Origin of the sequence: Pseudoalteromonas sp. CNC9-20, from assembly GCF_022347875.1 — a bacterium.
Classification (GTDB): Bacteria; Pseudomonadota; Gammaproteobacteria; order Enterobacterales; family Alteromonadaceae; genus Pseudoalteromonas; species Pseudoalteromonas ruthenica.
In genome coordinates this window covers 233,104-248,753 of record NZ_JAKRFS010000001.1, presented here as the reverse complement: position 1 = coordinate 248,753, position 15,650 = coordinate 233,104, and the positions used below count along the sequence as shown (strand labels likewise).

Annotated in this window: 14 protein-coding genes; 3 read left to right on the top strand and 11 right to left on the bottom strand. The window is 49.1% G+C overall.

The window, feature by feature from the left end:
- Positions 1-18: 18 nt before the first annotated feature.
- From acnD to MHM89_RS01115, 4 genes are read right to left on the bottom strand one after another with little or no spacing between them, the layout of a single operon-like run.
- Complete coding sequence (gene acnD, locus MHM89_RS01130; RefSeq protein ID WP_239407867.1) at positions 19-2,607, bottom strand: Fe/S-dependent 2-methylisocitrate dehydratase AcnD; 2,589 nt, start codon at positions 2,605-2,607, stop codon at positions 19-21.
- 57 nt (positions 2,608-2,664) lie between these two features.
- Positions 2,665-3,789 carry a 2-methylcitrate synthase gene (gene prpC, locus MHM89_RS01125; RefSeq protein WP_022943823.1) on the bottom strand — a complete coding sequence of 375 codons (1,125 nt, stop codon included), beginning with the start codon at positions 3,787-3,789 and terminating at the stop codon, positions 2,665-2,667.
- A gap of 42 nt (positions 3,790-3,831) precedes the next feature.
- Positions 3,832-4,710, bottom strand: coding sequence for a methylisocitrate lyase (prpB, locus tag MHM89_RS01120; RefSeq protein ID WP_053910898.1), 879 nt, complete (start codon positions 4,708-4,710; stop codon positions 3,832-3,834).
- A gap of 24 nt (positions 4,711-4,734) precedes the next feature.
- On the bottom strand, positions 4,735-5,421 hold the full coding sequence (locus MHM89_RS01115; protein WP_022945943.1) for a GntR family transcriptional regulator: 687 nt from the start codon (positions 5,419-5,421) through the stop codon (positions 4,735-4,737).
- 229 nt (positions 5,422-5,650) lie between these two features.
- Here MHM89_RS01115 and rsmF point away from each other — a divergent pair, with 229 nt between their 5' ends.
- The 3 genes from rsmF (at position 5,651) to MHM89_RS01100 (ending at position 9,302) form a co-directional block, all read left to right on the top strand.
- Positions 5,651-7,093 (top strand): 16S rRNA (cytosine(1407)-C(5))-methyltransferase RsmF, encoded by a 1,443-nt coding sequence (rsmF, locus tag MHM89_RS01110; protein WP_239407866.1) that lies wholly within the window; start codon positions 5,651-5,653, stop codon positions 7,091-7,093.
- Between the two features lie 537 nt (positions 7,094-7,630).
- Positions 7,631-8,440, top strand: coding sequence for a polysaccharide deacetylase family protein (locus MHM89_RS01105; RefSeq protein WP_239407865.1), 810 nt, complete (start codon positions 7,631-7,633; stop codon positions 8,438-8,440).
- 544 nt (positions 8,441-8,984) lie between these two features.
- Positions 8,985-9,302: a hypothetical protein gene (locus tag MHM89_RS01100; protein ID WP_045978420.1), complete on the top strand. Its 318-nt coding sequence runs from the start codon at positions 8,985-8,987 to the stop codon at positions 9,300-9,302.
- 3 nt (positions 9,303-9,305) lie between these two features.
- On the opposite strand, the gene MHM89_RS01095 is transcribed toward MHM89_RS01100, so the two are convergent.
- From MHM89_RS01095 to pabC, 7 genes are read right to left on the bottom strand one after another with little or no spacing between them, the layout of a single operon-like run.
- Complete coding sequence (locus MHM89_RS01095) at positions 9,306-11,141, bottom strand: metallophosphatase (protein ID WP_239407864.1); 1,836 nt, start codon at positions 11,139-11,141, stop codon at positions 9,306-9,308.
- 19 nt (positions 11,142-11,160) lie between these two features.
- Positions 11,161-11,940 carry a YchF/TatD family DNA exonuclease gene (locus MHM89_RS01090; protein WP_239407863.1) on the bottom strand — a complete coding sequence of 260 codons (780 nt, stop codon included), beginning with the start codon at positions 11,938-11,940 and terminating at the stop codon, positions 11,161-11,163.
- A gap of 34 nt (positions 11,941-11,974) precedes the next feature.
- The gene (locus tag MHM89_RS01085; RefSeq protein ID WP_022945950.1) at positions 11,975-12,301 is read right to left on the bottom strand and encodes a PilZ domain-containing protein; all 327 of its coding nucleotides are present in this window, start codon (positions 12,299-12,301) and stop codon (positions 11,975-11,977) included.
- Positions 12,302-12,314: 13 nt separating this feature from the next.
- A complete protein-coding gene (gene holB / locus MHM89_RS01080) occupies positions 12,315-13,214 on the bottom strand; it encodes a DNA polymerase III subunit delta' (protein ID WP_022945951.1) in 900 nt (299 codons plus the stop codon).
- A complete protein-coding gene (gene tmk / locus MHM89_RS01075) occupies positions 13,214-13,837 on the bottom strand; it encodes a dTMP kinase (RefSeq protein ID WP_022945952.1) in 624 nt (207 codons plus the stop codon). Before tmk ends, holB begins: the two co-directional genes overlap by 1 nt.
- Positions 13,827-14,816, bottom strand: a complete 990-nt coding sequence (gene mltG, locus MHM89_RS01070) for an endolytic transglycosylase MltG (RefSeq protein WP_239407862.1) — start codon at positions 14,814-14,816, stop codon at positions 13,827-13,829. Before mltG ends, tmk begins: the two co-directional genes overlap by 11 nt.
- Entirely contained in the window at positions 14,816-15,628 is an 813-nt protein-coding gene (pabC, locus tag MHM89_RS01065) for an aminodeoxychorismate lyase (protein WP_239407861.1), read from the bottom strand. The genes mltG and pabC overlap by 1 nt, the downstream gene beginning before the upstream one ends.
- Positions 15,629-15,650 lie beyond the last annotated feature (22 nt).

Genomic DNA, 15,650 nt, shown 5'->3' with positions numbered 1-15,650 from the left:
GCAGCCCACCTATTTTTGCTAGGTGGTGGCCTCGAGGAAGTCCTTCGCAAAGCGCTGCAATACCCCGCCGGCGCTGTAAATCGACAGCTCTTCTTGGGTATCGAGACGACATTTGCTGGTAATTGTGAGCTCGTCGCCATTGGCACGGGTAATGCGCACTTCAAGACTGGCTCCCGGTGCTGGCTCACCCACCACACTGTAGGTTTCACTGCCATCAAGGGCCAAGGTCTTGCGATTTTCACCGGCACTGAATTCCAGCGGCAACACGCCCATGCCAATCAGGTTGGTGCGGTGAATGCGCTCAAAGCCTTCGGCTAAGATCACTTCCACACCCGCTAAGCGTACACCTTTGGCGGCCCAGTCTCGTGATGAGCCCTGACCATAATCAGCACCAGCGACGATAATCAGCGGCTGTTTGCGCTGCATGTAGGTTTCTATTGCTTCCCACATACGCATGACTTCGCCTTGCGGCTCTAAACGCGTCAGTGAGCCCTCTTGCACTTCCCCGTCAACCACGGCCATTTCGTTGCGTAGTCTTGGGTTAGCAAAGGTGGCCCGTTGAGCGGTTAGGTGGTCACCACGGTGCGTGGCATAAGAGTTAAAGTCTTCATCCGGCACCCCCATCGACGCTAAGTATTCCCCCGCCGCACTGCTGGCGAGGATGGCGTTTGATGGCGACAGGTGATCGGTGGTGATATTATCCCCCAATACCGCTAAAGGGCGCAGATCCGTGAGTGTACGCTCTGCTGCCAACGCGCCTTCCCAGTAAGGCGGACGACGAATGTAGGTGCTTTTTTCTCGCCACTGATAGAGCGGGTCGTTTTTCTCGCCATAGTCGACACTTAAATCGAACATCGGCTCATAGACCTGACGGAAATGCTCCGGCTTAACGCTCTTGGCAATCACCGCATCGATTTCTTCATCGCTTGGCCATAGGTCTTTTAAGGTAATGGCATTGCCATCGCTATCATGACCTAGAATATCCTTTTCAATATCAAAGCGAATGGTACCGGCTATGGCGTAGGCGACCACCAAAGGCGGTGATGCTAAAAACGCTTGCTTAGCGTAGGGATGGATACGACCATCAAAGTTACGATTCCCTGAGAGCACCGCTGTGGCGTAAAGATCTCGCTCCACCACTTCTTTTTGAATTTGCGGGTCGAGTGCGCCACTCATACCGTTGCAGGATGTACAGGCAAAACCGACCACACCAAAACCTAACTGCTCCAACTCGGGTAGTAGATTGGCTTCTTCAAGATAGAGTTTTACCGCTTTTGAGCCCGGCGCCAGTGAGGTTTTCACCCAAGGCTTACGCATTAAGCCGTGTTTATTGGCGTTACGCGCTAACAACCCGGCAGCTATCACATTACGTGGGTTTGAGGTATTGGTACAACTAGTGATGGCGGCAATGATCACCGCTCCATCGGGCATTAACCCAGGCTGTTGCTCAACTTCTTTGGCTATGCCTCGTGCTTGCAAATCGGCGGTCGCAAGGCGAGCATGAGGGTTTGATGGCCCAGCTAAGTTGCGACCCACGGCACTTAAATCAAAACGCAATACCCGCTCATACTGAGCTTGGGTCATCGCATCTGCCCACAAACCTGTGTGTTTCGCGTACTGCTCAACTAACTGTACCTGCTCGTCATCACGACCGGTGAGTTTAAGGTAATCAATGGTTTGCTCATCGATATAGAACATTGCCGCCGTGGCACCATATTCTGGTGTCATGTTGGAAATGGTGGCGCGATCGCCCAAAGTAAGGTGGCTTGCGCCCTCGCCGAAAAACTCTAAGTAGCTTGAAACAACACGCTGCTGACGTAAAAACTCGGTGAGCGCCAGAACAATGTCGGTTGCGGTAATGCCAGGTTGGGGCTTACCGGTTAGCTCCACACCAACAATATCAGGCAAGCGCATATAGGAAGCTCGCCCGAGCATCACGCTTTCGGCTTCTAGGCCGCCAACGCCTACGGCAATAACGCCTAACGCGTCCACATGCGGGGTATGGCTATCGGTGCCCACTAGGGTATCTGGAAAGGCAACCCCATCACGGGCTTGGATCACCGGCGACATCTTCTCCAGATTAATCTGGTGCATAATGCCGTTGCCCGGGGGGATCACATCGACGTTTTTGAACGCTGTTTTGGTCCAGTTAATAAAGTGGAAGCGATCTTCGTTGCGACGGTCTTCAATGGCGCGGTTTTTCTCAAAGGCATCTTCTTCAAACCCTGCATGTTCCACCGCCAGTGAATGGTCAACGATCAGCTGGGTTGGCACCACAGGGTTAACCTTGGCCGGATCGCCGCCTTTCGCGGCGATAGCATCACGCAAACCAGCTAAATCCACCAGCGCGGTTTGCCCCAAAATATCGTGACACACCACCCGAGCTGGGTACCAAGGAAAATCCAAATCGCGTTTACGGTAAATAAGTTGCTCTAAGCTCGCGGTTAACTGCGCTGGTTCGCAGCGACGCACAAGGTTCTCAGCCAGAACTTTTGAGGTGTAAGGGAGCTTGGCATAAGCCCCCGGCTCAATGGCATCCACCGCCTCTTGGGTATCGTAGTAAATCAGATCCGAGTTGGGCAGCGGCTTACGGTATAAAGAATTCATAATTCGCTCTACATTGCAGAAAAAGGCAGCCCAAAGGCTGCCATAAAGAAACGGTGTTTAGCGCTCGCTCATCGCGGGCACGGGACGAGAATCCGGGCCAGTGTATTCGGCGCTTGGACGGATAATACGGTTATTGGCACGCTGCTCTTTAACATGAGCAGTCCAGCCAGTAACGCGACTCATCACGAAAATAGGCGTGAATAGCTTAGTAGGAATGCCCATAAAGTGATACGCCGAGGCATGGAAGAAATCGGCATTACAGAACAGCTTTTTCTCGCGCCACATTACTTCTTCACAGCGCACCGACACGGGATAAAGCACATCATCGCCCACCTCTTTCGCCAAGCGCTCTGAGTATTTCTTAATGATCACATTGCGTGGGTCACTCTCACGATAAATGGCGTGGCCAAAGCCCATGATTTTGTCTTTTCGTGCCAGCATGCCCATTAACTCTTGCTCGGCATGTTCGGCGTCTTTAAAGCCTTCAATCATATCCATCGCCGCTTCATTGGCACCGCCATGCAGTGGACCACGCAATGAGCCAATGGCACCGGTTACGCATGAATGAATGTCTGACAAGGTTGAGGCACACACACGAGCGGTAAAGGTTGAGGCGTTAAATTCATGCTCAGCATACAGGATCAACGACACATTCATTACGTCGGCAAACAGTTGTGATGGCGCTTTGTCATGTAACAGATGTAAGAAGTGCGCCCCCACAGTGTCATCATCGGTTTCTACGTCAATACGCACACCGTCATGGGTAAAGCGATACCAATAACAGATAATGCTTGGGAAAATAGCCACCATGCGGTCGATAGCATCATCGGCATTGGCAAAATCAGTTTCGGTTTCTAGGTTACCGAGCATAGAACAGCCGGTACGCATCACGTCCATCGGGTGTGCATCTTTAGGGATGGTCTCTAACACGCTTTTCAGCGCTTGCGGTAGGCCCCGTAACGACTTTAATTTGGCTTTGTATTCAACCAGCTGGCCTTGGTTAGGCAACTCGCCGCGCGATAATAAATACGCCACCTCTTCAAATTGCACCTTGTCAGCCAGCTCACTGATATCGTAGCCACGATAGGTCAGCCCTGAGCCACTTTTGCCTACTGTACACAACGCCGTTTCGCCGGCCACTTGTCCGCGCAAGCCTGCGCCACCTAATGCTTTATCTACCATTTTCTTGCTCCTGAATTTTTTCCTGTTGAAACTGTCAATGCGTTACTTGTTTTTGCCTTCGGCAAACAAGGCGTCGAGCTTTTTCTCGTATTCGTGATAGCCCAAATAATCGTATAAATCCATGCGTGTTTGCATCTCATCTAGCACCGCTTTTTGATCGCCATTTTCAAGAATTGATTTATACACATTCTCCGCCGCTTTATTCATGGCACGGAACGCCGACAGCGGGTAAAGCACCATATCCACGCCCCACTCGCCTAGCTCTTTGCGATTCCAAAGCTCGGTTTTACCAAACTCGGTGATATTGGCGAGAATCGGCACATCAAGGGCCTCAGCAAAGGCGCGATAGTGCTCCTCGGTTTGCACCGCTTCTGCGAATATGCCATCGGCACCGGCGGCCACGTAGGCCTTTGCCCGTTCAATGGCGGCCTCTAAACCTTCTTGAGCAAACGAGTCGGTGCGCGCCATAATGAAAAAGTCAGGGTCGGTGCGCGCATCAACGGCAGCTTTAATGCGATCAACCATTTCATCAACTGAGACGATTTCTTTATTCGGGCGGTGACCACAGCGCTTTTGCGCCACCTGATCTTCCATATGCACCGCTGCGGCCCCGGCTTTTTCCATATCGCGAATGGTTTTAGCGATATTGAATGCGCCGCCCCAACCGGTATCGATATCAACCAACAGAGGTAAGTCACAGGCCGAAGTAATACGTTGCACATCGGCAATTACGTCGTTCAATGAGGTCATGCCCAAATCGGGCAACCCATAAGAGGCGTTGGCTACGCCACCACCTGAGAGGTAAATTGCCTGATGACCCAGTTGTTTGGCCATAATGGCGCAGTAAGCATTGATGGTGCCCACTACTTGCAACGGCTTGTTTGCCGCCAATGCTTGTCTAAATTTCTTTCCTGCGGACATGGGGTTCTCCTGTTAGATGCGCGGTTACCCTGAGTGGGCCGCGTTAAACTTATTTTCAATATTATTCATGGAGTAGCTGATATGACGTTTCATCAGCAACTCGGCAAGCTCGCCATCGCGATTGTCAATGGCATTAATAATGGCAAGGTGTTCGTCGAAGGCTTTGGATACCCTTGGCCCTGTCATTCCCATTTGCACCCGATACATGCGGATCAACTGATATAGGTCGTTGTATAACAAGTTGAATAAATGCTCGTTTTTAGAGCCTTTAATAATGCGATAATGGAAATCCAAGTCACCCGCTTCTTGGTAATAGGATTCGCCTTCTTTAACACGTTGCTCGTTAAGGTGTTTATTCAATAAGCCTTTCAGCGAGGCAATTTCTTCATCAGCCATGTTTTCGGCGGCAAGGCGACAGGCTAGCCCCTCGAGTGCGGCGCGTACCTGATAGACTTCAATTAACCGCTCCGGCGTAAGCGCCACCACGCGACAACCGACGTTGGCTTTGCGCTCGACCAGATTACAGGCCTCTAGGCGATTAAGAGCATCGCGCAGGGTGGCACGTGACACCCCAAAGCGTTTGGCCAGCTCGGGCTCGGATATTTTTGAGCCCTGCTCAATATCGCCCTCGACAATAGCGCGGCGCAGATCAACAAACACTTGATCGGCAGCAGTGGTAATAGGTTGATGTGAATGCAGCTGTTCGCTCACGGCTTTTCTCGAAATTGTCGACAATCTAGGCCTGTACTATGGGATCGATGCCGGTAATTGTCAATAACCCTTACCTTTAATTGTCGACATAAACACAGTTTATAGCGTTATACACACTGTAAACTCGCTTTATGACATAAAAGTGTCGACAGCTTAAAAAGCAAAGCAATGCCAAAGCGGATGCGATAAACTATAGCTCACCGTCACAGCCGCTGTAGTTAAAATCGCGATGGATAAGCATACTTATATTCCCGATGCCTTTTTGGACGACGTTGCGTCCTACTTCCCCGAACACTTGCAATTACAAGACTTCGTTGCTGCCTGCCAGCGCCCGCTGAAACGTGCGGTACGGGTGAATACATTAAAAATGTCGGTGGCAGCATTTCGCGATTATTGCGCCGACAAACAGTGGCACATTACTGCTATTCCATGGTGCCCTGAGGGATTTTGGCTCACTCGCCCGCAAGAGGAAGAACAGGCGTTGCCCATTGGCCGCACCGACGTTCACTTAAGTGGCTGTATTTATGTGCAAGAGGCCAGCTCCATGTTGCCGCCGATGGCCCTAGCCGATGCCCTTGAAGACGCTGAAACGGTGCTCGATATGGCGGCGGCACCAGGCAGTAAAACCTCGCAATTAGTGGCGCTATTAGATAACCAAGGCTTGCTGGTGGCTAACGAACTGTCATCATCGCGGCTAAAAGCACTCAGTGCCACACTCAAACGAGTGGGCGCTCGCAATGTTGGCTTATCGCACTTTGATGGTGCCGTTTTTGGCGATTATATGCAGGAAAGCTTTGATGCCATTTTGCTCGATGCACCATGCTCCGGTGAAGGCACCGTGCGCAAAGACCCAGACGCATTAAAGAACTGGTCACTGCAATCCAATATTGATATTAGCGACGTACAAAAAACGCTGATCAAAAGCGCATTTCATGCTTTAAAACCCGGCGGTACACTAGTTTATTCTACCTGCACACTCACCCCGGTAGAAAATCATGCGGTATGCGCGTATTTGCTCGCTCAGTTTCCAGGGCTTATCGAGATTGAACCCTTGCATGGGCTATTCCCTGATGCCAATAAAGCCTGCACTGAGCAAGGCTATTTACATGTGTGGCCACAGCTTTTCGATAGTGAAGGTTTTTTTATCGCCCGCTTTAAAAAATTGGGCAGTCAAAGTAGCTGTACGCCGAAAACCAAAAAAGGTCGCTTCCCTTTTAAGGCAATGGAGAAAAAGGCCCAACAGCAGCTGCAGCAATATGTGCAGCAACAATTTGCCATGGATAAATTAGCTGGCCGACTGATGCAACGCGATAAGGAAGTATGGTTGTTCCCCGACATCGACGATGAGCAATTATTTACAGCCATAAAATACTCGCGCATTGGTATTCAAATAGGCACCACCCACAGAAATGGGGTGCGGCTAGAGCATGAGTTCGCAACCTGTTTAGGCCAGTATGCAACGCGCAATACCATGGCGCTAAACCCACAGCAAGCTCAGCAGTACTTTCACGGTCAGGATATCCGCTTAGATGAGCCGAGCAAGCACAAAGGTGAGGTGATCCTCACGCTTAACGGCGCGCCCGTAGGCTTAGGGAAATGGCAAGGGCAGAAAATTAAGAATGCGCTGGCCCGCGATTTAGTGATGGATGGGCAGTTAATAACTTGGGTATAACTTGGTAATAAACGGTTAAGAAACACTGGCCAGTTTTTTACAATTATTTACAGAGTTTAGTTAATAAGTTGTTTTTTATAGTAATTTAATACTAGGTTTTTATTTCCATTTTTGCCCGGCGTTAACTACAATTATAAGAACTTTCGCTTCTCCCGTATGAATGTGTAAAGTTTATTAGTTAGCGCACGGCTCATCATGAGCCATTCCCCTGGGCCCAGGACAATGCGGATTCGTCCTGGGCATTTTTTCGCCTTACGCTTATTTGAAAGCCGACTCTAATATTTTAAAGCATTGAAAGTTAAAGCAACTTCCCTCAACCTTCGGTTGCTTGGGCACGTCTAGCCGCCCATAGCAGTCTACTCCTTACCTGAGCAATAACACAGTGCGCCCGTTCCCTTAAAAGGCACTGCGAACATGAAATTTTTTGCTTTTACCCTTTTTCTCTAGCCGCGCCCACACTCCCTTAATATAGTGGCATAAGGTTCTGATGGGGAGTGAGTTATTATGGTTGTGCGAAAAGTTTTGTTGGTAACTGCTATGCTGAGTGCTGCGCTGGGAATGAGTGACGCAAAAGCAAAGGCCCAAGATCAACAAAGCGGTCTTTATAGCGGGTTTAGCTACCCCAATGGGAAGCCCAATGCCATCAGTCTAAGTTTTGATGATGGTCGCCACTCTCAAGTTGATGTGGGCATGGCCATTTTAGACAAATACCAAGTAAAAGCGACTTTCTATGCCCAGCCTGAGCCCATTGCTGAGCGCTTAGCGCAGTGGCAAGCGGCGATTAACAATGGCCATGAATTAGGCAATCACACAAGCCACCATTTATGCTCTGGTAACTTTGAATGGCTGCGTAAAAAAGGCCTGTCTCTAGAGCAGACCACCCTAGCCTGGTTAGAAAACGACATTCAAGAGGCTAACCACTATTTTAAGAAACATTTAGGTGTCACCCCTCGCGCGTTTGCCTATCCCTGTGGTCATACTTTTGTTGGCCGGGGTAAAGACACACAAAGCTATGTGCCCTTGGTAGCGACCCTGTTTGACACCGGCCGCACTTGGAATGATGAAACTGCTAACAATCCCAACTTTACCGACTTTGCCCAGCTCACTGGTATACGTATTGATGGTCTGCGTTTTGCGCAAATCAAAAAGTTACTGGAGCGCTATCGCGAGAATAACAGCTGGATTATCTTAGCGGGCCACGATATTGGCAAACGGGGCCCTTATACCGTCGACACACAAGCGTTGGAGCAACTGCTCGCGTATATTAACGACCCCGACAATGGCTTTTGGGTAGGCACTGTTAGCGAGGTCGCCGACTATGTACGCAGTAATCGTACGGCTCCATAACTTCGGTTGGACTTCAGGTTAATAAGGCGTCCAAACTGAACTTAGTCAGTTATGGCCATATCCTCAGCTAGTTATATTGTCTTATCGCTCGCACTAATGCTGCGAGCATGCGTACACCTTAGTCAAGGCGTTGCCAATCACTTAAAGTTAAACGTCACTTTACCTGCTAACGCCACGGCATTATTGAGCACAATAGTCATATCTCCCTGCATCGCTGTTTCACCATTTTCAAAGCGCATCACTTGTGCTTTAGCCTCTGGTTGATCATCTTCAGCGAATGAAATGCGTACATCACCAATCTATGTTTGCACTTTGCTGGCCTTTTCACCAGCACATTGGGGGGAAGTCGAGCTTTTGCCACTTTATCCAGGTCGCCAACAGGAGCTTTCACACTATTATCAGCGCGAATAGAACACGTTGAACTAAGTTGGCACTGTTTTTGATACTTAACCGTGCAAAGGCGAAAAATGTCGCTATTTAGCGACATTTATTGATAAAAATTTCAATGTCCGCGAAAACTTTACAAACACAGAGGAAAACAGCGATGAAGGATAAAATAATAAACACAGTGTACGCATTTGGTCTATTTGGTCTTATCGGTGTGATCCCTCCAATTTTGGTTGAGCGCAGTATTGATGCACAGATGCACGCGCAAGTGGCGCCCAAATACAGCAAAGACTCAGACAGTTACGCATTTTTACAGCAGCGCAGCTATTCTGCTGCAGCGCCCAAGCTCACTCTTCTAGATACCTGTAATAACAGCGACGAAAACTATCAACCGCTAGCAAACTCTCTCAGCACTTTACCGCAAACCAGCTTAGTTTTGGCGCAAAGCATCATTCAGTGCCTACAGCGTAGCTAAGGGCTAATCAAGCTCATACTCGGTGACACTGTTGTCACTGTGTAACAGTCGATAACGACACAATTTGCCGTGCTCTAGCTCCACAAGACTAATCGCTGCATGACTGACCAAATGCTTTTGTGGCCCCGAGGTGGTGTCGTGTTTATCAACTTTCATTTGCCAGCGTTTAGTGAATAAATTCAGTGGGCTTCGTGGTGAGTACAAAATCGAATCAAGCTTGTCGAGCACGTTAATAAGCTTTCGTGGAAATTCGTTTTTAATGCCGCTAGCGGTTAGTTGCCAAATGCGGTTTTCTCGTTCAGAGAAACGCGCCCGCACCGAAAAACAAAACGAATAATGAACGTCGCCAGAGAGAATGATGGTTTCTTGGGGCGTATCCAAACGGCGGAAAATATTCAGCAGCTTTTTAGCTGATCCCTCATGTGCCATCCAGTTTTCACAATCCACCACCAGCGGCTGATTACACAGAGTAAACACAGCTTGAATAGCTTCAATGGACTTAACCCCAAATACCGGCGCGGGCGATACCAGTAATACTTGCTCCGAGCCCTGAAGACTGTTCTCCAACTCCAGTAGTCGCTGCCAATCTAATAGCCCTGAAGGTTCGTTAAAATCTTGCTCGTTACGCCAGCGATGGGTACGCGTGTCAAGTACCACAACCTTAGGGCTGGTTGGCAGTTCATAGTGCCAATAGTCGTAGTTTAATAATGGCTTATACAGTGGTGCTAAATGCCAAAAGCCATCCCCTCGGGCTTTTTTCAATGCCTCAAAGAACGGCCATGGTGTGTCACTGGCGCAGTTCCCCCAACCCTGAAACAACGCATAGCTGAGCATGGCGTTGCCGATAATCGCGCGGCTAGCCGGGTGGGTATACACCGCTTGCTCCCAATTTGCGGTAAGGTTCCAATCATCAGTCACATCATGGTCGTCAAAAATCATCAAACTCGACACATGAGCAAATAGCCGCGCTGCATAAGGCTGCGAGGCAGCGAATTCAAGCACGTGGATGCGCTCTTGTTGGAAGGTTTGGTAATGGGGGTGACTGTCACTGAGTTGGAGTTGCTCGGTGTCGATTAGTTGCCAACACGGTGCTCCCAAGCTCAATAGGTAAAGCGCTATGAATTCTTCAAAATACACCAAGTGGTTGGCACTTTTAACACTACTAAAGTGCGGCTCGTCGCGGCGCAGCCAATAGCCTAATTGCCACTTCGAGCGCTTTTGCCATGGCGTATGGGGCAATTTACAAGCACGGTTATACAAGTCATCTTGTACTTGTTGGCTGAGCGCTATCAGCTGCTCACCCTCGCGATAAATGCCGAGACGCTCAATCAGCTGGTGGATAGCCAGCAGCATCGGCCCAGCCACGTCGTCAGCATAAATTTGATCGCCGCTAAGGAGCAACAGCTGGGGTCTTTTCTCGGCATTACTATGACTTTGCTGCATTAACTTATCGCCCTGCACGAGGGCATCTTCACTGTAGTGATGAGGGTTGCGGCAGGAGCCATGAAGCACAGAGCGCAGTTGCTCCGGGATAAGTACACTTGGCGCCCGGGTATCAGCGTAACAATAATCAGCCAAATCATGGGCTTCAGTACCAAAATACAGGCTGTAAGCGAGGTGGATATCGGTACTAAATGCGCCACTCACTGGCGTAAGGGTGCAGTTATGGAGGTATAAATGCTCTCCCAGGCGCAGTGTTTCGGTGTGTTGCTCAGTGGGGTGCTGATGAAGCTTAAACACTGGCTCTAACGCCTGGGAAGTCGCTAGCTGGATGCGGATTTGCTGTTTCTCAGCGCGGCGCACTACAGGGCCTAAAAGCAACACTGGTAACGATGTCATTGCGCCGGCCCTACCCTAATTAACGCCGAGGAATACGGTTGAACAAGCGATAAAAGTTGTCTGTAGTGGCCGTTGCCAGCTCTTTATAACTGATGCCTTTAAGCTCAGCAATAAAGTAAGCTACATCCTGCACATACGCAGGCTGATTGGTTTTCCCACGATGCGGCACAGGTGCCAAATAAGGCGAGTCGGTCTCAATCAGTAACCTGTCGAGCGGAATTTGCTTAACGACATCACGTAACTGCTCAGCATTGCGAAATGTCACAATTCCGGAGATAGAGATATAAAAGCCCAAATCCATGGCTTTTTTTGCCATCTCGTAATCTTCAGTAAAGCAATGCAACACGCCACCACAGCGTTCAGCGTGGTGTTCGCGCATGAGGTTAATGGTGTCCTCGCGCGCATCTCGGGTGTGAATAATAAGCGGTTTATCCAACTCGTTGGCGACATCAATATGGCCGACAAAACTCTCCAGTTGTACTGGCTTGGTTTCAGCACTGTAATAGTAATCAAGACCGGTTTCACCAACGGCAACGACCTTATCACTGGCAGCCAATTGTCGGAGCTGGTCAATATTGAGCGCGTCTTTTTGGTCCAATGGATGCACCCCACAAGATGCCGATACATCGCTGTAAGGAGCAATCGTCTCAAGCATTTGTGGAAATTTATCCAAGGTCACGTTAACACACAAAAAGTGTTCAACATCACGCTCTCGCGCCTGTTGTAAAACACCGTCTAAGTCTGTGTCTAGCTTATCAAAGTCAAGTTTATCGAGGTGGCAATGCGAATCTACAATCATGGAATACTGCTTGGTTGATGTAAGGCCTTGGGCCTTACATGGTGTACGTTGGATTGCCGGAGTTTAACATAGTGCCGAGCATTTTTTCGATCTTGTCGCGCACATGCGTTTTGTCGTCGATAAAACCGATGCCGATACCCGGGGGGTTAGAGCTCTGCGCGCCAATCGGCGTCACCCATACGACTTTCCCGGTGACCACATCGTCTTCGAGCGAGTCTGGCAAGGTAACGCGTAGCGCCAGCGATTGGCCCATTTCGTAATTCATGTTGGTACGCACGAACAAGCCGCCACTTTTTATATAAGGCATATAACAACGATACAACTCATCCAAATCGTCTAATTCTACAAGTAGCTCTTGCACATTGGCTCCTTTATTATTGGAATTCTCGTCTTAGGGTGCGCAGCAACTGCGACACCGCCAAAGTAATATTTAGTCCTGAGGTCTGTGTTAACGTTTCACTAAAGCGTTGCAATTGCTGTTCACAACGTTGCAGCGACGCAAAACTGGCCCCTTTTTGAGACTGTTGCAATAAAAATTGGCTGACAAACAGCCTAAAGATAGCAATATATTGTGAGTTTTGCGTCAAAATATCAACTAACTTGTGCCCATCTGTGCCATTTTGTAGCTGGCTAACTGCCTGATACAAGGTTTGAATTTGCTCTAGCTCATCATTATCTTGCCAGTGCTTTAGTAACAAAGGTTGCGAGATAAAGTGCTTTGCAAAGGCGCTTGCCATTGCCATCGCCGCATGGTGAGTTAGCCACTGCTGCACTGCATGCTCATCATCAACATATACGTGTTGCTTAGCACAGCGGCTTAGAATCGTTGCCGGCAACGTGGCACTGTCTGAACTTAATAGCCACAGGTAACAGTGCGCGTTAGGCTCTTCCAAGGTTTTTAACAAAGCATTACTGGCCGCCACCGTCATGCGTTGAGCCTCAGGGACAATGATACACTTAGCCCCGCCTTGCTGCGCACTGTGATGCACGAAATCACTAATGGCGCGCACACTGTCGACCCCGATAGAGGCCCCCTCATCGCTCAACACTAAGCTATCTGGGTGTGTGCCTGCTTGGTTGAGCTGACAGCTTTTGCATTGTCCACAGGGGTGCATGCCCTCATTATGGTGGCATAACAGCGCCTCACTTAAATACTCAGCAAGTGCCCTTTTACCAACGCCCTGTGGACCGTAGAGTAAATGTGCGTGGTGCAAACGCCCTTGCGCAAACTGGCGGGCATACTGTTGCCCAATAGCACTTAACCATGGGTACATTATCGTCTCGCTATAAACTCACAGAGCGTTTGCTCAATATCCTGATGCACTTTTTCAATTGCTTGAGAGGCATCAATAACAACAATACGTTCATCCTGTTCAGCAAGTTCAAGATAGCGCGCGCGTGTGCGCTCAAAAAAACTTAAGTCTTCACGCTCGATGCGATCTAACTCACCTCGGCCTCGAGCACGAGCCAAACCTAAAGCAGGTTCGATGTCTAAATACACAGTAAGATCAGGGCGAGTACCGGCCAGTACATACTGGCTAAGGAAGTTCATTACTTCACAAGAAATTTGTCGACCGCCACCTTGATAAGCCTGTGATGATAAATCGTGACGATCGCCAAGCACCCATTGGCCACTGGCAAGCGCCGGGCGAATCACATTTTCCAATAGCTGCGAGCGTGCAGCGTACATCAATAGTAACTCGGTTTGCGTACTAATGGATTCTTTCTCTGCATGTTTAACAATAGTGCGCAGCTGCTCAGCCACGGGCGTGCCACCGGGCTCGCGGGTAGTAATATAGTCAATGTTGGCGCGTGCCAACGTGTCGGCGCAAATTTTCATTGCCGTCGACTTTCCCGACCCCTCAAGGCCTTCAATTACAATAAACTTAGCTGTCATTTCGACTCTTTAACTGATACTGACGTACGGCTCGGTTATGATCTTCAAGCCGTTTAGAAAACTGATGACTGCCATCGCCCTTGGCGACAAAATAATAATAGTCTGATTGTTGCGGTTGCACCGCAGCCACTAAGGCTGCTTTTGACGGCATGGCAATGGGGGTAGGCGGCAAGCCATCAATACGATAGGTATTATATGGCGTTTTTTCACGTAGATGGGCGCGGGTAATATTGCCATCGAATTCAGGGCCAATACCATAGATAACCGTAGGATCAGTCTGCAAGCGCATGCCTTTGTTAAGACGGTTAACAAACACCGATGCAATTAACGGCCGCTCCCCAGCAACACCGGTTTCTTTCTCTATAATTGAGGCTAAAATTAATGCCTCATCAGCACTATTGAGTGGCGAACTGCTACTACGTTGCTGCCACGCTTGGTCTAATTCAATTTCCATTTTACGATAGGCGCGAGTCAGCACCTGCACGGCATGGTCTCCGCCATGATAATGATACGTATCGGGAAAAAAGCGCCCTTCCAACTGCTCATCCAGTGGCTTTCCAAGAAATTCGTCGCCCCAATGCAACGGCTTTTCTATATAGGGAGCGCGCTGAAGTCGACTTAGCACCTGGCGCAGGTTGTCGCCTTCAATAATGGTGAAGCTAAACTGGTGCTCTTTGCCTTGGCTAATTTGTCTAAATGCGGCAAGTGCAGTGCCCGGATTGAGCTGATAAAGTCCGGCTTTAAGATCAGTTAACGTGGGGTCAAGCTTGGCTAATACTTGGAATCGCCAGCAGCTATCAAGCCATTGCTTTTGCTGCCACTGGCGGCACAGTTGATTGAACCCGGTGCCACTGTGTACCTCCACCAACTGAGATTCAGGTAAATGCAGTGGTGCCACCATAGCTTGTTTAATTTGATAGTAACCCGTTGCCGTCGCAACAATGGCTAACAACAACACCGATATGACCACCCGTAACATTAACCCAATCCCTTATTATTCAGTGCTTTGGTGAGCACGCTTTTACTAATATCTACATTGTAGTCGTGATGTGCCAAGCGCTTTATAGGGATCACTCCCATCAAACTGTTACAACAATACAAGGCATCCACACTGAAGAGTGTGGCCAAGTTTACACGTTGCTCGCGCACAGCTAAATGTTGACTTAAATGCGTTAAATACACCCCTTTTACTCCCGCTTGGTCAAGTTTTGGGGTAAGCCACTGGCCTTGTTGATACAGCAACAAATTAGCGCTGGAAGTCTCAATAACATTATCGGTTGTATCAAGTACTAGCATATCATCACTGGGTGCCTTTGCGGCTTCTTGCTTCACCAATACTTGCTCCAAACGATTAAGCGTTTTCAACCCTGCTAACAGCGGCTGCTGTGCTAAACGGGTCTGCGCAATCGACAAGCTCAAGCCGGTCTCTGCCAATGTTTGATACTGAGTGGGGTACGGCATTAATCGCACAATACGCTGGATGTGGGCATCTGTTGGAGGAGCATAACCACGCCCGCCACTGCCGCGTGTGTACACTATTTTAAGAACATGGTCATCGCTTGGAGCCATTGCTATTAAAGCATCTACGTCTACTTCGAGCGCAGCTATGTCTAATTCAGGGAAACCTAAGCGAGTTGCACACTGTTGCAACCGAGCAATATGCAAAGGCCACAGTTCAACCTCACGCTGGCTGACTTTAGCGGTGCTAAAAAAACCATCACCATAATTCAACCCACGATCATTGATACTTAAAGAAGTGGCCACTTGGCCATTTATTATTGTTTTATCCATATAAAAAAGCTCGGTCATAACC